Raw genomic sequence first — 19136 nt, 5'->3', positions numbered from 1 at the left:
TACGACCCGCCCGGGACGGCGAGCGGCCGAGTCAGCCCGCCGGCTTCGCGTAGTCGGCGAATCCGGTCCAGTCCACGATCACGCACGGCTCGTCGCCCAGCACCCAGGCGTTGTGCCCGGGCGGCACCCGCATGAAGTCGCCGGGCGCCAGTTCGGTGCTCTCGCCGTCGTCCATGACGATCTTCATGCGCCCGCTCACCACGTATCCGGTGTGGTTCGCCTGGCAGCTGTCCGTACCGGCCAGCGGCTTGACGTGCTCCGACCACTTCCAACCGGGCTCGAAGACGGAACGCCCCACGCCCGCGCCGCTCGACTCCAGCAGGTCGAGCCTGCCCTTGCCGTCCGCGAACGGCCGCGTCTCGTCGGCCTGGTCGAAGCTCCTGGACACCAGTCCGGACATGATGCATCGCCTCCGGGAGTGAAGGGCCCCGAGTCCTCGTTCTCACTGTACGCGCGGGGCCCGGGACTCACCCGCGCAGCGACCTGCCGAAGCCGGAGGCCAGGGGCATCCGCAGGCCGAGCGGCGGCGGCGCGGCCAGGGCGTCCGTCACCGGCCGCGAGTACCGGCCCGAGAACACCGCCCCCATGACGAAGTCGACCGACAGCGCCACCACTTCCGCCTGGTGCTCGCGCAGCCGGTGCCCGTCCGAATGCACCTCGAACCGGCAGGTCGAACGATTCGCCTTCTTCGCCCGCGCCGCCAGCCGGAAGGAGGACTCCGGGTCGCTGCGCGCGTCGTTGGTGCCGTGCACGATCAGCACCTGCCGTCCCGACAGCTGTTTCACCGGTTCAGGGGAGTCCGCCGTACCCCGCTCCTCCAGGCAAGGAGCCAATGCCACGACCGAGTTGACGGCGGTGTGGCCCGCCGCCCGCAGTGCGGCCAGGCCCCCCGCGCCGAAGCCGGCCAGGCACACCGGCACGTCCCCGTACCGCCGTACCGCCTCGTCCGCCGCCCACCCCGCCTCCTCCTCGCGGGAAGCGTCCCCGCCGTGGATGACGTGGTGCGTGACCAGCCCGTCCGTCCCTCCGGCCCGGGCCAGCGCCCGCGCGAGCGGGCGCACCGGGCCGGGGGACCACCGGGACGCCCCGGGGAGCAGGAGCACCACACCACTGACCGTCGATACCGAGCCGTTCGCGCCGACCGCCCGCCCCAGGCGGGCCCCGCGCGCCGGCGGCGCATGCTGTGCCATGGCGGAACAGTCTCAGACCCGGAGGTGTACGCCATGGGTCCGTGCGGTCTCTGTTACATATCGGCGCTCGCGGCCGGCGCCCGCTCTACGCGCGTAGGAGTTAGAGTGCGCAGATGACGAGCGAGACCCCCAACCTGCCCACCCCGGATCAGATCCGCCGCTCCCCGAAGGTGCTCCTGCACGACCACCTCGACGGTGGACTGCGTCCCGGGACCATCATCGAGCTGGCGCACAAGGCCGGCTACGAGAGCCTTCCCGAGACCGAGGCCGACAAGCTCGGCGTCTGGTTCCGCGAAGCCGCCGACTCCGGCTCCCTCCCGCGCTACCTGGAGACGTTCGCGCACACCTGCGCCGTCATGCAGAGCAAGGAGGCCCTCTTCCGCGTGGCCTCCGAGTGCGCCCAGGACCTGGCCGAGGACGGCGTGGTGTACGCCGAGATCCGCTACGCGCCCGAGCAGCACCTCGAAGGCGGCCTGACCCTCGAAGAGGTCGTCGAGGCGGTCAACGAGGGCTTCCGCGAGGGCGAGCGCCGCGCGCGGACCAACGGCAACCGCATCCGCGTCGGCGCCCTGCTGACCGCGATGCGCCACGCCGCCCGCGCCCTGGAGATCGCGGAGCTGGCCAACCGCTACCGCGACAACGGCGTGGTCGGCTTCGACATCGCCGGCGCCGAGGCCGGTTTCCCTCCCACCCGCCACCTCGACGCCTTCGAGTACCTCAAGCGCGAGAACAACCACTTCACCATCCACGCGGGCGAGGCCTTCGGCCTGCCGTCGATCTGGCAGGCCCTGCAGTGGTGCGGCGCCGACCGCCTCGGCCACGGTGTGAAGATCATTGACGACATCGAGGTCGCGGCCGACGGTTCGGTGAAGCTGGGCCGCCTGGCCTCGTACGTCCGGGACAAGCGCATCCCCCTGGAGATGTGCCCGACCTCGAACCTGCAGACCGCCGCTGCCGCCTCGTACGCCGAGCACCCGATCGGTCTGCTGCGCAAGCTGCACTTCAGGCTCACGGTCAACACGGACAACCGCCTGATGAGCGGTACCAGCATGAGCCGCGAGTTCGAGCACCTGGTGGACACCTTCGGCTACACGCTGGACGACATGCAGTGGTTCACCGTCAATGCGATGAAGTCCGCGTTCATTCCTTTCGATGAACGACTGGCCATGATCAACGAGGTCATCAAGCCCGGTTATGCGGAGCTGAAGTCGGAGTGGCTGTTCCAGCAGACCGCTTCGACCAGCGGTTCTGTTTCGGCCTAGGCCAAAGCATCGCGTACGGAAAGCGTCCGGGAGAGGCAATTCCCGGACGCTTTCTCGTATTTAATGATGTTTGCGGGCGGGGGTTTGAAGTGACTAGTTTGCGGAGCCGCTCAATTCCCCGTCGCAAGGACACGTTTTCATGAAGCAGTCAGCTGCCAAGACCCTCGGTGTCGCCGTTCTGGGTGCCGCCTTTGCCGCCGTCGCCGCCGGTACCGCTTCGGCCGCCGTCCCCGCCATCGGAGTCACCGACGTGCTCGGCCAGGCCACGGGCGCCCTCCAGGGCGTCACCAGCCAGCAGCAGGTGAGCCAGGACGGCCAGGAGTCGAGCGACCCGGCCGCCGCCCTCGCCCCGGTGACCAGCCTGGTCGGCGGTCTGCCGCTGAGCAACCTCGGCGGCTGATCCGTACGCGACCTCGTACGGGAAAAACGTACGCGTGCACACGTGGCGCACACCCCTTCGAACGGGTGGGCGCCACGTCGTGCCGTGTGCCACGATCACGACCAACTGCCGCTACAGCACTGGGTATGAGGTTCTCGGTCATGCGCATGAAGGTACGAGCGACGATGGTCGCGCTGGTCCCCGCCCTGCTGTGCGCGGCCGTGGGATGCGGCGGTGCGGACACCCCCGCCAGCGGCAAGGACCCGGACCCGCAGGGCTCCGCGGACCGGGCCTCCGGCGTGCCCGGCGCCCCGGCGGCCTCCGGATCATCCGGGTCGGCCGCGCCGAAGACCGGCGGCAGCAGGCTGGAGCGGTCCGCGCTGGAACAGGGCGACCTGCCCGGCTACCAGATCTCCGCCCAGGGCAAGAACCCCAACGCCCCCGACGGGCAGCCGCAGGCGGACAAGAAGGCCTGCCAGCCCCTGGCCGACATCATGGGCGACAAGCCGGACCCGGCCGCGCGCGAGACCGTCAACCGCGGCGTCGGCTCCCAGAAGCAGGTGGGGCTCGCCGTCTCCGCCTCCGTCAGCTCCTACGCCGAGAGCGACGCCAAGACGCTGATGTCCCGGCTCAAGAAGGCCGTCGCCGCCTGTGGTTCGGGCTTCTCGGCCACCGTCGAGAAGCAGACCGGCAGCTACCGCGAGGTGCGGGCCACCGACTACCGCACGGCCGGCGACGAGAGCGTCAGCTGGACCACGACGGCGGTCGCCGAGGGCGTCTCGGCCCCCGTCCACCTGGTCGTCGTGCGCGAGGGCGACACCGTCGTGCGGCTGATGGCCCTCAACGTGGCGGCGGCCGACCAGAAGACCCGGGTGCCGCAGGAGGTCACCGACAAGCAGCTGGACAAGGTCCGCAAGGCCGGCTGACCGGCCGCCCTCCGCGGGGCGGCCCCGTTCACCAGGCCGTGGAGACGGGCTTCTCGTTCGGCAGCAGCACCCACAGGGCTATGTAGATCAGGAACTGCGGGCCGGGCAGCAGGCACGAGACGACGAAAATGGCACGCATCGTGTTCGCGGAGATGCCGAACCGCTTGGCCAGTCCGGCGCAGACTCCACCGATCCAGCGGCCGTCACGGGGGCGGACCATGGCGCTCATGAGGTTCTCCTTCATCGGGAATCGGACATCGCCGGTAAGACCTGCACGGCCTCGCGATATCTCAATACTCCCGCTGGACCGCCGAGAGAACGTCGGTCCACGGGCCGAGCCCGACCCTGGGAATCCTCGGGGTGCTCCCCTGATAAGCCGCACGTGAACGCCGCAGCCGGGCCCGCAGGGCCGGGACGACGGCCGCGTGCGCGAGCAGCACGCCGAGCGTGTTCAGCAGCACCGAGTCCACGTCCACGACCTGGCCCGGCACGCCGGTCTGGAGCATCGCGATGCTCAGCGACACCAGCGCGCCCGCGGCGGCGGTCCGGGCCAGCGAGGACCACGCGGACAGCCTCGACAGGGCGAGCCGCCCGCTGACCATCGGCAGCAGCACCCCGAGCGGGGCCAGCAGAGCCAGACCCTCGCCGATGCGCCGGACGGCCTCCAGCGGCCCCTGGGCGAGGTCGGTCCGGATCCCCTCCAGGGGAGTCAGATTGGCCGCGGCGGCCCAGGGCACGTCGAGCGGCCGCAGAGTCAGCCACCCGACGACCAGGAGATGGGCGACCAGCATGGCCCCGGCCATGAGTCGCAGACGAAGGTGGACGGCGGTGGCGGTGGCGGCGCTTCCGCCGGCCTCATTGCGCTGCACACCTGCGAGGACGCAGCACCCGGTAGCGCTGGTTCCGCCCGTGCGGGCGGTGTGGCGGGGCGCACTCGACGCGAGGACGGCCCAGGTCAGCGGGTGGAGAGCAGCACGATCAGGAGCAGCGCGCCGATCAGGGCGGGCGCGATGATCTCGTACGACCAGCGCACGCGGACGCTGCCCTGGGCGCCGGCCCGCGAGGCGCCGCGCTCGGCCAGTTCCTGGAGCTGGTCCACGATCCGGTCCGCGCTGGCCCGCTGCGGCTCCGGCGGGGCGACCCGCCGCTCGCCCGGGGCGCTCTGGCTCCGGTTGGCCTTCAGCCGCTGCCGGTTCGCCTTCTTGCGCTCCCGCAGCGAGACGGGCACCGACCACAGCTGGTACTTCGAGCCCTCGGCCAGCACCTCCGCCGAGTACCCGGCGCGGACCGCGTCCACGGCCGCCCAGGGCAGCTCGATGATCCGGAAGGGGTTGCGCACGCGCATGCGGTCGTCGTTGGCGAAGACGGCGGGCCGGATGGTGAAGGCCACGATCAGCGGTACGGCGAGCAGCGCCGTCGCCAGCGCGATCCACGGGGTGTCACCGGAGCCCCGCACCAGGGCGTCGCCGCAGAGCCAGGCGGCCAGCGCGAGCAGCAGTACCCCCGAGACGACGCCCATGGAGGAGCGGTAGACGCGGTCGTCGTAGACCGGCTCATCGGTCGGCTGCTGCTGGCTGCTCATGGGGTCGATTCTGCCCCACGCCGTCTCAGCCCACGAGATCGGCGTACAAGATGATGTTGTCCGGCCGGTGGCCGTCCCTGATCTCGCCGCCGCAGGTGATGACGCGCAGCTCGGGGCGGGCGGTGTCCCCGTACACCTTGGCCGTGGGGAAGTCCTTCTTCGCCACCTGCTCCAGCTCGCGGACGCGGAAGACGGCCGTGGTGCCGTCCGCGCGGGACACCGCGATCTCCGCGCCGGTGCGCACGCGGGAGACGTCCTTGAGTACGGCCGGGCCGCGGGCGGTGTCGAAGTGGCCGATCAGCACCGCGGGACCGGTCTCACCGGGCGTCACGCCCTTGGTGTACCAGCCGATCTTGTCCCCGTCGGCCACCGAGGGCACCTCGACGGCGCCGTCGCCGGTCAGCCCCAGCCGCAGCACCGGGGAGGTGTCCACCCCGGCCGCCGAGATCCGTACGCGCACGGGCGCGGCGGCGGGCAGCGGCGCGGCCGGTACGGGCGGGGCCGGCGCGGTCGTGGGCGTGACGGCGGGCGGGGCGGCGGACCGGACGGGGGCCGGCGTGGGGGACGTGGCGGTGGCCGGATCCGCGGGCGGGACGGGGCCCGCGGTCCCGTCGCAGCCGGTCAGGGCGGCCGCGAGCAGGGCGGCGGCGAGCAGGGGGCGTACGCGGGGGGCCATGGGTGCTCCGGGAACGGGAACGGGAACGGGCCCGGCGGGCCACCGCGAAGGGGGCCCGCCGGGGGTCGGACGGGAAGGCGCGGGCGGCGTCGGCGTCAGCGCTGGGCGCCGGGGCGGCGGCGCAGCAGCAGGGCCGCTCCGAGGCCCGCGAAGATCGCGACGAGGCCGGTGCCGGCGAGGGCGGTCGTGGTGTCGTCACGGTCCTCGGCGGGGAGCTCGGCGCCCGCGGCGACCCCGCCCCGGGGGACGACGGTGGTCTGACCGGCCGTCTGCGCCTTCGGGGCGCTGGGGACGGTGGAGGCGGTGGGCGCGGCGGTCGGCTCGGCGGTCGGCTGCGCGGCCGGGGCCTCGTCCTTGAAGGCGTAGGTGAACCTGCACCCCTCGGGCAGCTCCGGGAAGCGCGCGGTCTCCACGGGGGACTGCCCGCCGGGGGTGTCGTAGCGCAGCTGCGGCTCGGCCGAGCCGGGGTTCACGATGCGGGCCCCGGTGCGGTCGCCCTTCTCCAGGGCGGGGCTGGTGCGGGTGAGCTGCTTGTACGCGTTCCCGGTCGCGCCGTCGACCAGCTGCACCTCCGGCCCGTCGGGGGTGGTGCGCAGGTCGCCGAGCAGGCCGCCGCCGAGGGCGAGCCGGACGGTGCCGGAGACGCACGCGGCGCCCTGGTCGCCGCCCCCGCCGGCCACCGGCAGCGGGAAGGACCTGGTGGCGCCGTCCTCGGTGACCGTGAGGACCGGGGCGGTGGTGTTCCCCTTGACGAGCTCCAGCTCCAGGCCGTTCACCGTCTGCGTGAGGTTCATGCGGCTCAGCGTGGCCAGCACCCGGAACATGTAGTGGTCGCCCGGCTTCCAGTCCGGCCCGACGGCGCGGATCCAGGCCTCCGGACCCTCCGCCTTGTTGCGCAGCACCGCGACCAGGCCCTCACCGATGTAGACCGGCGTCCCGGTGAAGCGGTCGGGGTCGGTCTCCGGGGCGACCGGCGCGGACTGCGGGGCGGCAGTGGCGGTCACGGTCGAGGTGGCGGCGTACGCGGCGCCCGCGGCGGGGGCGAGGAGCGCACCGGCGAGGAGGGCGGCGGCGAGGGAGGCACGGAGGGCGGTACGCATAACGACTCCTGGACAGCAGGTCTCGGAAGGGGGAGGAGAGCCGCATGCCGCGTTTTTCTCTGTCGGGATTTCGTCCGGATGAGCTTCTGGCGGGCTGCTGGGAAGAAATCTATTGATCTTGTGCCCGTGGATGATCGCCCTCCTGTCATGGACGTGTAACGGCCATCGGAGGTGTCGATTCCGCACCGGATCGAGCGAGGGGGGTGACAGGTCGCTACGCGCGTAGATATGCTCATCTGGTGACCATGCCCACCACCCTCACCGCATTCGCTGACGTGACGACGTCCGACAGTGCGCTGCGCCGCTTCCTGCACGGGCTGCCCGGCGTAGACGCAGTCGGCCTGGAGGCCCGCGCGGCCTCCCTCGGCACCCGTTCGATCAAGACGACGGCCAAGGCGTACGCCATCGACCTGGCCATCTCGATGATCGACCTGACGACGCTGGAAGGCGCGGACACCCCGGGCAAGGTCCGGGCGCTCTCCGCCAAGGCCGTCCACCCCGATCCGACCGACCGCACGACCCCGATGACGGCCGCCGTCTGCGTCTATCCCGACATGGTGGCCACCGCGAAGGCCGCGCTGAACGGCGCCGACGTCAAGGTCGCCTCCGTCGCCACCGCCTTCCCGGCGGGCCGCGCCGCCCTGCCCGTGAAGCTCGCGGACACCCGCGACGCCGTCGCCGCCGGCGCCGACGAGATCGACATGGTCATCGACCGTGGAGCCTTCCTCGCCGGCCGCTACCTGGAGACCTACGAGCTGATCAAGGCGATCAAGGAGGCCTGCGTCCGTGAGGACGGCAGCGCCGCCCGCCTGAAGGTCATCTTCGAGACCGGCGAGCTGTCGACCTACGACAACATCCGCCGCGCCTCCTGGATCGGCATGCTCGCGGGCGCCGACTTCATCAAGACCTCGACCGGCAAGGTGGGCGTCAACGCCACCCCGGCGAACACGCTGCTCATGCTCGAAGCCGTCCGCGACTTCAAGGCGCAGACTGGAATCCAGATCGGCGTGAAGCCGGCCGGCGGCATCCGCACCACCAAGGACGCGATCAAGTTCCTGGTCCTGGTCAACGAGACCGTGGGCGAGGACTGGCTGAGCAACCACTGGTTCCGCTTCGGAGCCTCCAGCCTGCTCAACGACCTGTTGATGCAGCGCCAGAAGCTGAGCACCGGCCGTTACTCCGGTCCCGACTACGTGACGGTGGACTGATCACCATGGCATCCCTCTTCGAGTACGCACCGGCTCCCGAGTCCCGCTCGGTCGTCGACATCGCCCCCTCCTACGGGCTCTTCATCGACGGCGAGTTCACCGAGGCCGCCGACGGCAAGGTCTTCAAGACCGTCTCCCCGTCGTCCGAGGAAGTCCTGGCCGAGGTCGCCCAGGCGGGCGCCGCCGACGTGGACCGCGCCGTCCGGGCCGCCCGCAAGGCCTTCGAGAAGTGGTCCGCGCTGCCGGGCTCCGAGCGCGCCAAGTACCTCTTCCGCATCGCCCGGATCATCCAGGAGCGCAGCCGCGAGCTGGCCGTCCTGGAGACCCTGGACAACGGCAAGCCGATCAGGGAGACCCGCGACGCGGACCTCCCGCTGGTCGCCGCGCACTTCTTCTACTACGCGGGCTGGGCCGACAAGCTCGACCACGCGGGCTACGGCCCGAACCCGCGCCCGCTCGGCGTGGCCGGCCAGGTCATCCCCTGGAACTTCCCGCTCCTGATGCTCGCGTGGAAGATCGCCCCGGCGCTCGCCACCGGCAACACGGTCGTGCTCAAGCCCGCCGAGACGACCCCGCTCTCCGCCCTGTTCTTCGCGGACATCTGCCGCCAGGCGGGCCTGCCCAAGGGCGTCGTCAACATCCTCACCGGCTACGGCGACGCGGGCGCGGCCCTCGTCGAGCACCCGGACGTCGACAAGGTCGCCTTCACCGGCTCGACGGCGGTCGGCAAGGCCATCGCCCGCCAGGTCGCCGGCACCGACAAGAAGGTCACGCTGGAGCTGGGCGGCAAGGGCGCCAACATCGTCTTCGACGACGCGCCCATCGACCAGGCCGTCGAGGGCATCGTCACCGGCATCTTCTTCAACCAGGGCCAGGTCTGCTGCGCGGGCTCGCGCCTGCTGGTCCAGGAGTCGATCCACGACGAGCTGCTGGACTCGCTCAAGCGCCGCCTCTCCACGCTGCGCCTCGGTGACCCGCTCGACAAGAACACCGACATCGGTGCGATCAACTCCGCCGAGCAGCTCGCCCGCATCACCGCGCTCGCCGAGACCGGCGAGGCCGAGGGCGCCGAGCGCTGGTCCCCGGCGTGCGAGCTGCCGTCCGCCGGCTACTGGTTCGCCCCGACGCTCTTCACGAACGTCACCCAGGCGCACACCGTCGCCCGCGACGAGATCTTCGGCCCGGTGCTGTCCGTGCTGACCTTCCGCACGCCCGACGAGGCCGTGGCCAAGGCCAACAACAGCCAGTACGGCCTGTCCGCCGGCATCTGGACGGAGAAGGGCTCGCGCATCCTCGCGGTCGCGAACCAGCTCCGCGCGGGTGTGGTGTGGGCCAACACGTTCAACAAGTTCGACCCGACCTCGCCCTTCGGCGGGTACAAGGAGTCGGGCTTCGGCCGCGAGGGCGGTCGCCACGGCCTGGAGGGCTACCTCGCCCCGTCGAACCCGAAGGGTGAGCGCTAATGGGAACCGTCGAGTCGACGACCACGCGTCTGAACGTCTTCAAGACCTACAAGCTGTACGTCGGGGGCAAGTTCCCCCGCTCCGAGAGCGGCCGGGTGTACGAGGTGACGGACTCCAAGGGCAACTGGCTGGCCAACGCGCCGCTGTCCTCGCGCAAGGACGCCCGGGACGCGGTCGTCGCGGCCCGCAAGGCCTTCGGCGGCTGGTCGGGCGCGACCGCCTACAACCGCGGCCAGATCCTCTACCGCATCGCCGAGATGCTGGAGGGCCGCCGCGAGCAGTTCGTCCGCGAGGTCGGCGAGGCCGAGGGCCTGTCCAAGTCCAAGGCCGGCGCCGTCGTCGACGCGGCCATCGACCGCTGGGTCTGGTACGCGGGCTGGACCGACAAGATCGGCCAGATCGTGGGCGGGGCCAACCCGGTCGCGGGCCCGTTCTTCAACCTCTCCACCCCCGAGCCGACCGGTGTCGTCACGGTCGTCGCCCCGCAGGACTCGTCCTTCCTGGGCCTGATCTCCGTGATCGCCCCGGTGATCGCGACCGGCAACACGGCCGTGGTCGTCGCGAGCGAGAGGGCCCCGCTGCCCGCCCTCTCCCTGGGCGAGGTGCTGGCCACCTCCGACCTGCCCGGCGGCGTGGTCAACATCCTGTCCGGCAAGGCCTCCGAGATGGGGCCGCACCTCGCGTCCCACCAGGACGTCAACGCGATCGACCTGGCGGGCGCCGACAGCGCGCTGGCCAAGGAGCTGGAGATCGCCGCGGCGGACAACCTCAAGCGCGTCCTGCGTCCACAGCCTGTGGACGACTGGACCGCCGACCCGGGCACGTCCCGCATGACGGCGTTCCTGGAGACGAAGACCGTCTGGCACCCCACGGGTTCGCTGGGCGCGGGCGGGTCCTCGTACTAGGACCCCCCGAGGGGGCGCGAAGCGCCCTCCAGAGACCGGCCCCGACAGCCGTCCCCCCGCGCTGTCGGGGCCTTCTCATGTCCGCTGCTACCGGGGGAGCACCGGCCCGAGCAGTGAGGTGACCGCGGCGGTGGGCAGTTCGCGGACCGACGGCCCCTGGGTCAGGACGCCCGTGACCATGCCGGTGCCGACCGCGGGGAAGTCCGCGACCTTGGTGCCCACGCCGTTGTCGAGCGGGTCCACGCCGGTGTGGGCCAGCGGATTGACCTTCAGGTTCGCGATCGGGTCCGTGACGCCCGCGAGGGCCGCCGGGACATCGAGCTCACCGGCCTGCGCACCGCCGGCGGCGAGCGCCAGGGCCGCGCCGGCCATCGAGACCGTCAGGCCCGCGCTGCGGAGCCGGTTCGGTACGGAAGGGGCTGCGTGACGTGCCATGGGGTTCCCGCCTGAGGTCGTAGTCGCGTGCGCACGCAGCGTAGTGGAGGTGTGATCCTGGATACCAACCGGTCATCGGGAGGATCCCCTACCCGGGGGAATGGTTCAGACTGGTGTCCCGTGAGCTGTTCTTCTCCTTCGCCGACCCGCGTCGTCCTGCTGACCGGTCCGTCGGGATCCGGAAAATCCTCGCTGGCCGCCCGCTCCGGGCTGCCCGTGCTGCGACTCGACGACTTCTACAAGGAGGGCGACGACCCCACCCTCCCGACGGTCGAGGGCAGTTCCGACATCGACTGGGACTCCCCGGCGTCGTGGGACGCGGACGTCGCCGTCGCGGCCATCGCCGAGCTGTGCCGCACGGGCCGCACCGAGGTCCCGGTCTACGACATCGCGACCAGCTCCCGCACGGGCACGGAGGCGCTGGACATCACCCGCACCCCCCGCACCCCGCTGTTCATCGCGGAGGGGATCTTCGCCGCGGACATCGTGGCCCGCTGCCGGGAGCTGGGACTGCTCGCCGACGCCATCTGCCTGCGCGGGCGGCCGTCGACCACCTTCCGGCGGCGCCTGGCCCGCGATCTGCGCGAGGGCCGCAAGTCGGTGCCGTTCCTGCTGCGCAGGGGCTGGCGGCTGATGTGCGCCGAACGGGGCATCGTGGCCCGCCACGTCGCCCTCGGCGCGCACGCCTGCGGCCGCGACGAGGCGCTCGGCCGCCTGGCCGCCGCCGCGGCGGGCCGCCACCGCACGGCCGCGCCGGCGTAGTGCCGCGGGGCGGTGACGGCTCCGCCGGACCCGTACACGCCAAAGCGCGGGACCAGTCGGACCCCCGGCCGACCGATCCCGCACTTCTCCCCCCATGGCCACCGTCCCACCCCCGCGGGACGGCCCCCCGGCCATTGGTCCGTCAGGCGACGAGCTCCTCGAAGGACTCCGCCTCGTCGGCGCCGAAGCTCAGCGCCTCGTCGTCCCGCAGGCGCCGCAGCGAGCGCCAGATGCTCGACTTCACCGTGCCGACGCTGATTCCGAGGATCTCCGCGATCTCCGGGTCGGTGCGGCCCTCGTAGTAACGCAGCACCAGCATCGTGCGCTGCGGCTCCGGGATGCGGGCCAGCGCCTGCCACAGCACCGCGCGCAGCTCCGTACCGCGCATCGCGTCCGTGTCGGAGACCGTCTCCGGCAGCTCCTCCGTCGGGTACTCGTTGAGCTTGCGCCGACGCCACGCGCTGATGTGCAGGTTGGTCATGGTGCGACGCAGGTAGCCGCCGACGGCCGCCTTGTCGCTGATCCGGTCCCAGGCGCGGTACGTGGAGAACAGCGCGCTCTGCAGCAGGTCCTCGGCCTCGTAACGGTCGCCGGTGAGGTGGAAGGCCGTGGCGTACAGGGCCGCCCGGCGCTCCTGGACGTACGCCGTGAACTCCGCCTCGGACGTGGCCGACGGGGTGGTGGACGGCGCGGACTGTCCGGACTGACCGGGCTGACCGGACTGTGCGGGAACCGCCTGGTACTGGTTTGCGTCAATGGCTACGACGTGGGCCGGCCGGGGACGGGCGACCGCCACCGTACGGACACCCGCCCGGCGGTTCACATCGTGCAGCCGCGTGACAATCGCGCTGGTGGTGGTGCTGTGCAGCGTGTTCATCTCGCGCCCCCCGTCGTGGAGTGTGTCTGCTTCGGTCCGTTGTGCGTTGACAGAAGCCTGCCCGGCGGACTTAACCGGGGTGTCCGTCGACTGTCACAGGCCTGTCACAGCGACCCGTGTGAGATCTCCGTAAAGATCGCGTCCTTCTGACGGTCGAACTCCGGACGGCCGATGGGACAGAATGAGCCCGTGCCCTTCCTGTTGCTGATCGAGGACGACGACGCCATCCGCACGGCCCTCGAACTCTCCCTGTCCCGCCAGGGTCACCGTGTGGCCACTGCGGCGACGGGCGAGGACGGCCTGAAACTGCTGCGCGAGCAGCGGCCGGATCTGATCGTGCTGGACGTGATGCTGCCCGGGATCGACGGCTTCGAGGTGTGCCGGAGGATCCGCCGCACCGACCAGCTGCCGATCATCCTGCTCACCGCGCGCAGCGACGACATCGATGTCGTGGTGGGCCTGGAGTCCGGGGCCGACGACTACGTGGTCAAACCCGTCCAGGGCCGGGTCCTCGACGCCCGCATCCGGGCCGTGCTGCGCCGCGGCGAGCGCGAGTCGAGCGACTCCGCCAGCTTCGGCTCCCTCGTCATCGACCGGGCCGCCATGACGGTGACCAAGAACGGCGAGGACCTCCAGCTCACCCCGACCGAGCTGCGGCTGCTGCTCGAACTGAGCCGCCGGCCCGGGCAGGCGCTGTCGCGCCAGCAGTTGCTGCGCCTGGTGTGGGAGCACGACTACCTCGGTGACTCGCGGCTCGTCGACGCCTGCGTGCAGCGGCTGCGGGCCAAGGTCGAGGACGTGCCGTCCTCGCCCACCCTGATCCGTACCGTCCGGGGCGTCGGCTACCGCCTGGACTCCCCGCAGTGATCCGCGCGTTGCTCGCGGGCCGGCGCTGGACCAGCCTGCGGCTGCGGCTCCTGTTCGTCTTCGCGCTGGTGGCCCTGACGGCCGCGGTCTCCGCGTCCGGGATCGCGTACTGGCTCAACCGCGAGGCGGTCCTCACCCGTACCCAGGACGCCGCGCTCGGCGACTTCCGGCAGGAGATGCAGAACCGGGCCGCAGCCCTGCCCGGCGACCCCACGCCGGAGGAACTGCAGCGCACCGCCGAGCTGATGGCGGGCAGCAGCCCCGGCTACAGCGTGCTGCTGGTCCACGAGGGCAAGGGCGAGCGCCCGGTGTTCGGCGCGGCCGGCCCCGACTCCTTCGGGCTGGCCGACGTACCGAAGTCCCTGCAGGACGCGGTGAACGACCGGCAGAAGACGACCTCGGCCCACGACTCCGATTACCACATGTACTGGCAGCGGACGAAGCCGCGCGGCAACCCGTACCTGGTCGGCGGGACGCGGATCGTGGGCGGCGGGCCGACCGGCTACATGTACAAGTCGCTCGCCCAGGAGCGGGACGACCTCAACGCGCTCGCCTGGTCGCTGACGATCGCGACCGGCCTCGCGCTGCTCGGCTCCGCGCTGCTCGCGCAGGCGGCGGCCAGGACCGTGCTCAAGCCCGTGCAGCGCCTCGGTGACGCGGCGCGGCGCCTGGGCGAGGGCGAACTGGACCACCGGCTGGACGTGTCGGGGACCGACGAACTCGCCGACCTGTCGCACACCTTCAACAAGACGGCGGAGGCGCTGGAGAAGAAGGTCGCCGACATGAGCGCGCGGGAGGAGGCGAGCCGGCGCTTCGTCGCGGACATGTCGCACGAACTGCGCACGCCGCTGACCGCGCTGACGGCGGTGTCCGAGGTGCTGGAGGAGGAGGTCGACGACCTCGATCCGATGATCGCACCGGCGGTGGCCCTGGTCGTCAGCGAGACCCGGCGCCTGAACGACCTCGTGGAGAACCTGATGGAGGTCACCCGCTTCGACGCGGGGACGGCCCGGCTGGTGCTGGACGACGTGAACGTCGCCGACCAGGTCACGGCCTGCATCGACGCGCGCGCCTGGCTCGACGCGGTCGAACTCGACGCCGAGCGGGGCATCGTGGCCCGGCTCGACCCGCGCCGTCTCGACGTCATCCTCGCGAACCTGATCGGCAACGCGCTCAAGCACGGCGGCTCGCCCGTGCGGGTGTCGGTGGCCGTGGAGGGGGAGTGGCTGGTGATCGCGGTCCAGGACAACGGGCCGGGCATTCCCGAGGAGGTGCTGCCGCACGTCTTCGACCGCTTCTACAAGGCGAGCGCGTCGCGGCCGAAGTCGGACGGGAGCGGGCTCGGCCTGTCGATCGCCATGGAGAACGCGCACATCCACGGCGGCGACATCACCGCGGCGAACGTGGCGGGCGGCGGTGCGCTGTTCACGCTGCGCCTGCCGGTGGACGTGGGGAAGGTGATCGCGGGTGACGGCGATGCGTAGGGCCCGGCCGGCCGTCCTGGTCGCGCTCGTCTCGGTCGCGCTGGGCGCGACGTCGGGGTGCGGGATCCGGGCGACGACCGTGCCGGTGGACGTGGGCCCGGCGCCGTCCCGGGTGTCCTGCGACACCCCGGCCCAGCCCGGCGGGCAGGGCGGGGCGCAGGGCCTGCGGGCCACCGTGGAACTGGTCTGCGGATCCCAGCTGGTGGGCGTGGAGCGAGTGATTCCGCTACCCGAGAAGAAGGCCCTGCGCGACCCCGTGGCGCTGGTCGCGCAGGCGCTGCTGGAGGCGCTGGAGCGGCCGCCGAGCGCGGAGGAACGCGACGCGGGCTTCACGACCGGCGTCCCGGACGGACTGGCGGCGGTCGCACCGCGCTCCGGCGACCCGGCGGGTACGGTGCGCCTCAGCCGCAAGCCGGAGGACCTGCCGCCGGTGGCTCTGTCCCAGCTGGTGTGCACGCTGGCGGGCAACGAGGCCGTCTCCAAGGGCCGCGGCCCGGTGGTCCTGGGCGGCCCGGACGAGGACCCGCCGCGCGCGTGGGAGTGCACGGAGGCGGTGCGCTCCCGTCCGGAGTCGGTGGCGACCCTGGGCGAGATCGTCCGCCCGAGGGGCAACTCCTGACGGCGTCACCCCTCTCGACGGCCTCCGGTGGTTCGGGGAGCGCCGACACGACGCGCAGATGCCCCGCCCGGGTTCATCGGGCGGGGCATCTGTGTGCAGCGGCGACGGCCCCCCGGGCCGGACGGGGCTCGGGGGGCCGACGGACCGGGTCCGGCGCGGCGGCCCGGAGGCGGTGAGGCCACCGGACCGGGCCGGGGGCCGGGGCCCCGGGTGGGTGGACGCCGGACGGAGTCCGGCGCAGCGCGCCGAAGCCCCTGAGGTGCCCCGGCACCGAAGGGTGCGAGGGGCGCGTCGAGAGGGCTAGATGCCGGCGGCGGCCGCGAGATCCTTCTTGATCGCGTCCAGGATCTCCTGGCCCCGGGCGCGGCAGGAGGTGAGTTCGGAGGCCTCGGGGACCGGGACCACCACCTCCAGGTAGCACTTCAGCTTCGGCTCCGTGCCCGACGGGCGCACGATCACCCGGGCCTTGTAGTCGCCGTCCAGGTAGTAGCGCAGGCCGTCCGTCGGGGGCAGGGCGGCCGAGCCGACCGACAGGTCCTCCGCGGAGGTGACGCGCAGGCCCGCCAGGGAGGTCGGGGGCTGCGCGCGCAGCGCGGCCATCGCCGAGGCGATCACCGACAGGTCCGAGACGCGGACCGACAGCTGGTCGGTGGCGTGCAGGCCGTGGGCCAGCGCCAGGTCGTCCAGCAGGTCGGTCAGCGTGCGGCCCTGCTCCTTGAGCTCCGAGGCCAGTTCGGCCACCAGCAGGGCGGCGGTGACGCCGTCCTTGTCGCGGACGCCCTCGGGGTCCACGCAGTAGCCGAGCGCCTCCTCGTAGCCGTAGCGCAGGCCCTGTACGCGGGAGATCCACTTGAAGCCCGTGAGGGTCTCCTCGTAGGGCAGGCCCGCGGCCTCCGCGATCCGGCCCAGGAGGCTGGAGGAGACGATGGACTCCGCGAAGGTGCCCCGCGCGCCCTTGTGGACCAGGTGCGCCGCCAGCAGCGCGCCGACCTCGTCGCCGCGCAGCATCCGCCAGCCGCCGTCGTCCGGGACCGCCACCGCGCAGCGGTCCGCGTCCGGGTCGTTCGCGATCACGATGTCCGGCCGGACCTCGGCGGCCTTCGCGAAGGCCAGGTCCATCGCGCCCGGCTCCTCCGGGTTGGGGAAGGCCACCGTCGGGAAGGCCGGGTCCGGCTCCGCCTGCTCGGCCACCAGCACCGGCGCCGGGAAACCGGCCCGGGCGAAGGCCGCCATGACGACCTCCTTGCCGACGCCGTGCATGGCCGTGTAGACGGTCCGCACGCCCCGGGGGGAGCCGGGGGTCAGGACGACGTCCGTACGGGCCAGGTAGGCCTCCAGGACCTCTTCGTCGAGCTGCAGCCAGCCGTCCGCGGGACGCGGGACGGACGCGAGCGCGCCGACGCGGGCGATGTGCCCGGCGATCTCGGCGTCCGCGGGGGAGACGATCTGCGAGCCGTCGCCGAGGTAGACCTTGTAGCCGTTGTCCCGGGGCGGGTTGTGGCTCGCGGTCACCTCGACGCCGGCGACGGCGCCCAGGTGCCTTATGGCGTACGCGAGGACGGGCGTGGGCAGCGGGCGGGGCAGGACGGCCGCGCGCAGCCCGGCGCCCGTCATGACGGCCGCGGTGTCGCGGGCGAAGTCCAGCGACTTGTACCGCGCGTCGTAGCCGACGACGACCAGGCCGCCGTCGTGGCCCTGGGCCTTGAGGTAGGCCGCCAGGCCCGCCGCGGCCCGGATGACCACGCTGCGGTTCATCCGCATCGGGCCCGCGCCGATCTCGCCGCGCAGGCCGGCGGTGCCGAACTGCAGGGTGCCGGAGAACCGGTCCGCGAGCTCCGCCGTGTCGCCCGCCTCGATGAGCGCGGCGAGCTCGGCCGCGGTCTGCGGGTCCGGGTCCTCCGCCAGCCAGGCCTGGGCCCGGGTGATCAGGTCGTCCTGTTCCTGCACTACTTCCGCCTTGTCTCTCGTACGGTGCCGATGCCTCAGATGCGGGCGAGGACCTGGGTCAGCAGCGTGCCCATGCGCGCGGCCGAGTCACGGCCGGCCTGGAGCACCTCTTCGTGGTTCAGCGGCTCGCCGGAGATGCCCGCCGCCAGGTTGGTGACCAGGGAGATGCCGAGCACCTCGGCGCCGGCCTCGCGGGCGGCGATGGCCTCCAGCACGGTGGACATGCCGACCAGGTCGGCGCCCATGACGCGGATCATGTTGATCTCGGCCGGGGTCTCGTAGTGCGGGCCGGGGAACTGCACGTAGACGCCCTCTTCGAGGGTCTCGTCGATCTCCTTGCACATCGCGCGCAGGCGCGGCGAGTAGAGGTCGGTGAGGTCCACGAAGTTCGCGCCGACGATCGGCGAGGTGGCCGTGAGGTTGAGGTGGTCGCTGATCAGCACCGGCTGGCCGGGCTTCATGCCCTCGCGCAGACCGCCGCAGCCGTTGGTCAGGACGACGGTCTTGCAGCCGGCGGCGACGGCGGTGCGTACGCCGTGGGCGACGGCGGCGACGCCGCGGCCCTCGTAGTAGTGGGTCCGGCCGAGGAAGAGCAGCGCGCGCTTGTCGCCGATCTTGTACGAGCGGATCTTGCCGCCGTGGCCCTCGACGGCGGGGGGCGGGAAGCCGGGCAGCTCGGTGACCGGGAACTCGGCCTCGGGCGCGCCGAGCGCCTCTGCGGCGGGAGCCCAGCCGGAGCCCATGACGAGGGCGACGTCGTGGGTTTCCGCGCCGGTCAGCTCGCGCAGTCGGGCCGCTGCGGCTGCGGCGTCGGCGAAGGGGTCGGTAACAGATGCGTTCACGCGGAAGAGCGTAGCCGCTCTCGGCCTACGCGCGTAGATGGCACAGCTCACGGTGTTCGGATCGTTGCCTTGTCGTTTCCGCCGAATCGTCCCGGCGGGGGCGGAGGGGCGTACGGGACCCGTGGGGCGGGGCCGGAGCGCTCAGCAGGGGCGCTTGCGCAGCTCCATCACGTAGTCGTGCGGGGCGCCGGCGGACTCGGCGGCGTCGGCGATCTCGCCCAGGTAGCGCGCCGAGGGCAGGCCGCCCTCGTAGCCGTTGAGCACGTAGCACCAGGCGGCTTCCTCGCCGTCCAGCGTGTGCACGCGCACCCGCATGCGCCGGTAGATGTCGAGCCCGACGCCCTCCCAGCGGTCCATCGAGTCCTCGTCCAGCGGCGCGATGTCGTACAGGGCGACGAAGACCTGGTGGCGCGGGGCTTCCACGATCGTGGCGAGCGCGCCCTCCCAGCCCATCTGCTCGCCGCCGAAGGTCAGCCGCCAGTCGTTGATCCAGCCCGTGCCGCGCAGCGGCGAATGGGGGGCGCGGCGCGTCATCAGCCGCGGGTCGAGGTTGCCGGCGTACGCGGCGTAGAGCGACATGAGGTCGAGGGTACGGGAGGGGTGGCCGATGCG

The 19136-nt window shown here is 72.3% G+C and carries 22 protein-coding genes; 10 read left to right on the top strand and 12 right to left on the bottom strand.

From position 1 onward, the window contains the following. Positions 1–31 precede the first annotated feature (31 nt). Entirely contained in the window at positions 32–400 is a 369-nt protein-coding gene (locus ACF059_RS03675) for a cupin domain-containing protein (protein WP_392050827.1), read from the bottom strand. Between the two features lie 67 nt (positions 401–467). Continuing rightward, positions 468–1190 (bottom strand): alpha/beta hydrolase, encoded by a 723-nt coding sequence (locus tag ACF059_RS03670; protein WP_392050824.1) that lies wholly within the window; start codon positions 1188–1190, stop codon positions 468–470. A gap of 113 nt (positions 1191–1303) precedes the next feature. Between ACF059_RS03670 and ACF059_RS03665 the strand changes: the two genes are divergently transcribed. The 3 genes from ACF059_RS03665 (at position 1304) to ACF059_RS03655 (ending at position 3757) form a co-directional block, all read left to right on the top strand. Then, entirely contained in the window at positions 1304–2452 is a 1149-nt protein-coding gene (locus ACF059_RS03665; RefSeq protein WP_392050821.1) for an adenosine deaminase, read from the top strand. Positions 2453–2591: 139 nt separating this feature from the next. Beyond that, the gene (locus ACF059_RS03660) at positions 2592–2852 is read left to right on the top strand and encodes a hypothetical protein (RefSeq protein ID WP_360897396.1); all 261 of its coding nucleotides are present in this window, start codon (positions 2592–2594) and stop codon (positions 2850–2852) included. Between the two features lie 140 nt (positions 2853–2992). Continuing rightward, on the top strand, positions 2993–3757 hold the full coding sequence (locus ACF059_RS03655) for a hypothetical protein (protein WP_392050818.1): 765 nt from the start codon (positions 2993–2995) through the stop codon (positions 3755–3757). A gap of 28 nt (positions 3758–3785) precedes the next feature. Here ACF059_RS03655 and ACF059_RS03650 read toward each other — a convergent pair whose 3' ends face one another. The 5 genes from ACF059_RS03650 to ACF059_RS03630 all read right to left on the bottom strand — a co-directional run bounded on the left by ACF059_RS03650 (position 3786) and on the right by ACF059_RS03630 (position 7115). Then, on the bottom strand, positions 3786–3986 hold the full coding sequence (locus ACF059_RS03650) for a PspC domain-containing protein (protein ID WP_361943487.1): 201 nt from the start codon (positions 3984–3986) through the stop codon (positions 3786–3788). Positions 3987–4047: 61 nt separating this feature from the next. Next, positions 4048–4626 (bottom strand): VanZ family protein, encoded by a 579-nt coding sequence (locus ACF059_RS03645; RefSeq protein WP_392050815.1) that lies wholly within the window; start codon positions 4624–4626, stop codon positions 4048–4050. Between the two features lie 86 nt (positions 4627–4712). Further along, positions 4713–5339: a PH domain-containing protein gene (locus ACF059_RS03640; protein WP_392050812.1), complete on the bottom strand. Its 627-nt coding sequence runs from the start codon at positions 5337–5339 to the stop codon at positions 4713–4715. Between the two features lie 25 nt (positions 5340–5364). Further along, positions 5365–6015, bottom strand: a complete 651-nt coding sequence (locus ACF059_RS03635) for a class F sortase (protein ID WP_392050810.1) — start codon at positions 6013–6015, stop codon at positions 5365–5367. A gap of 95 nt (positions 6016–6110) precedes the next feature. Next, positions 6111–7115, bottom strand: a complete 1005-nt coding sequence (locus ACF059_RS03630) for a hypothetical protein (protein WP_392050808.1) — start codon at positions 7113–7115, stop codon at positions 6111–6113. Positions 7116–7360: 245 nt separating this feature from the next. Here ACF059_RS03630 and deoC point away from each other — a divergent pair, with 245 nt between their 5' ends. The 3 genes from deoC to ACF059_RS03615 are packed head-to-tail and all read left to right on the top strand — an operon-like array spanning position 7361 to position 10691. Beyond that, positions 7361–8323: a deoxyribose-phosphate aldolase gene (gene deoC, locus ACF059_RS03625; protein ID WP_360897457.1), complete on the top strand. Its 963-nt coding sequence runs from the start codon at positions 7361–7363 to the stop codon at positions 8321–8323. Between the two features lie 5 nt (positions 8324–8328). Beyond that, positions 8329–9786 carry an aldehyde dehydrogenase family protein gene (locus ACF059_RS03620; RefSeq protein WP_366868320.1) on the top strand — a complete coding sequence of 486 codons (1458 nt, stop codon included), beginning with the start codon at positions 8329–8331 and terminating at the stop codon, positions 9784–9786. Then, positions 9786–10691 carry an aldehyde dehydrogenase family protein gene (locus ACF059_RS03615; protein ID WP_392050804.1) on the top strand — a complete coding sequence of 302 codons (906 nt, stop codon included), beginning with the start codon at positions 9786–9788 and terminating at the stop codon, positions 10689–10691. Before ACF059_RS03620 ends, ACF059_RS03615 begins: the two co-directional genes overlap by 1 nt. A gap of 87 nt (positions 10692–10778) precedes the next feature. Here ACF059_RS03615 and ACF059_RS03610 read toward each other — a convergent pair whose 3' ends face one another. Further along, positions 10779–11126 carry a hypothetical protein gene (locus ACF059_RS03610; RefSeq protein WP_361943505.1) on the bottom strand — a complete coding sequence of 116 codons (348 nt, stop codon included), beginning with the start codon at positions 11124–11126 and terminating at the stop codon, positions 10779–10781. A gap of 54 nt (positions 11127–11180) precedes the next feature. On the opposite strand from ACF059_RS03610, the gene ACF059_RS03605 reads away from it, so the two are divergent. Further along, positions 11181–11888, top strand: a complete 708-nt coding sequence (locus ACF059_RS03605; RefSeq protein ID WP_392053014.1) for a uridine kinase — start codon at positions 11181–11183, stop codon at positions 11886–11888. 142 nt (positions 11889–12030) lie between these two features. Here ACF059_RS03605 and ACF059_RS03600 read toward each other — a convergent pair whose 3' ends face one another. Beyond that, positions 12031–12765 carry a SigE family RNA polymerase sigma factor gene (locus tag ACF059_RS03600; RefSeq protein WP_392050801.1) on the bottom strand — a complete coding sequence of 245 codons (735 nt, stop codon included), beginning with the start codon at positions 12763–12765 and terminating at the stop codon, positions 12031–12033. A gap of 189 nt (positions 12766–12954) precedes the next feature. On the opposite strand from ACF059_RS03600, the gene afsQ1 reads away from it, so the two are divergent. From afsQ1 to ACF059_RS03585, 3 genes are read left to right on the top strand one after another with little or no spacing between them, the layout of a single operon-like run. After that, on the top strand, positions 12955–13632 hold the full coding sequence (afsQ1, locus tag ACF059_RS03595; protein ID WP_063754818.1) for a two-component system response regulator AfsQ1: 678 nt from the start codon (positions 12955–12957) through the stop codon (positions 13630–13632). After that, on the top strand, positions 13629–15116 hold the full coding sequence (locus ACF059_RS03590; protein WP_392050798.1) for a sensor histidine kinase: 1488 nt from the start codon (positions 13629–13631) through the stop codon (positions 15114–15116). The genes afsQ1 and ACF059_RS03590 overlap by 4 nt, the downstream gene beginning before the upstream one ends. Beyond that, positions 15109–15735 carry a hypothetical protein gene (locus ACF059_RS03585; protein ID WP_366868358.1) on the top strand — a complete coding sequence of 209 codons (627 nt, stop codon included), beginning with the start codon at positions 15109–15111 and terminating at the stop codon, positions 15733–15735. The genes ACF059_RS03590 and ACF059_RS03585 overlap by 8 nt, the downstream gene beginning before the upstream one ends. A gap of 300 nt (positions 15736–16035) precedes the next feature. Here the strand turns inward: ACF059_RS03585 and ACF059_RS03580 are convergent, their stop codons facing one another. The 3 genes from ACF059_RS03580 to ACF059_RS03570 form a co-directional block, all read right to left on the bottom strand. Continuing rightward, positions 16036–17682: a phospho-sugar mutase gene (locus tag ACF059_RS03580; protein WP_392050795.1), complete on the bottom strand. Its 1647-nt coding sequence runs from the start codon at positions 17680–17682 to the stop codon at positions 16036–16038. Positions 17683–17717: 35 nt separating this feature from the next. Beyond that, positions 17718–18524, bottom strand: coding sequence for a purine-nucleoside phosphorylase (locus ACF059_RS03575; protein ID WP_360897423.1), 807 nt, complete (start codon positions 18522–18524; stop codon positions 17718–17720). A gap of 141 nt (positions 18525–18665) precedes the next feature. Continuing rightward, positions 18666–19103, bottom strand: coding sequence for a gamma-glutamylcyclotransferase (locus tag ACF059_RS03570; protein ID WP_360897425.1), 438 nt, complete (start codon positions 19101–19103; stop codon positions 18666–18668). Between the last annotated feature and the right edge of the window lie 33 nt (positions 19104–19136).

It is taken from the genome of Streptomyces sp. NPDC016562, from assembly GCF_043076955.1.
GTDB lineage: Bacteria > Actinomycetota > Actinomycetes > Streptomycetales > Streptomycetaceae > Streptomyces.
The sequence above is the reverse complement of the archived record's forward strand: the minus strand, read 5'-3'. Positions and strand labels throughout refer to the sequence as shown.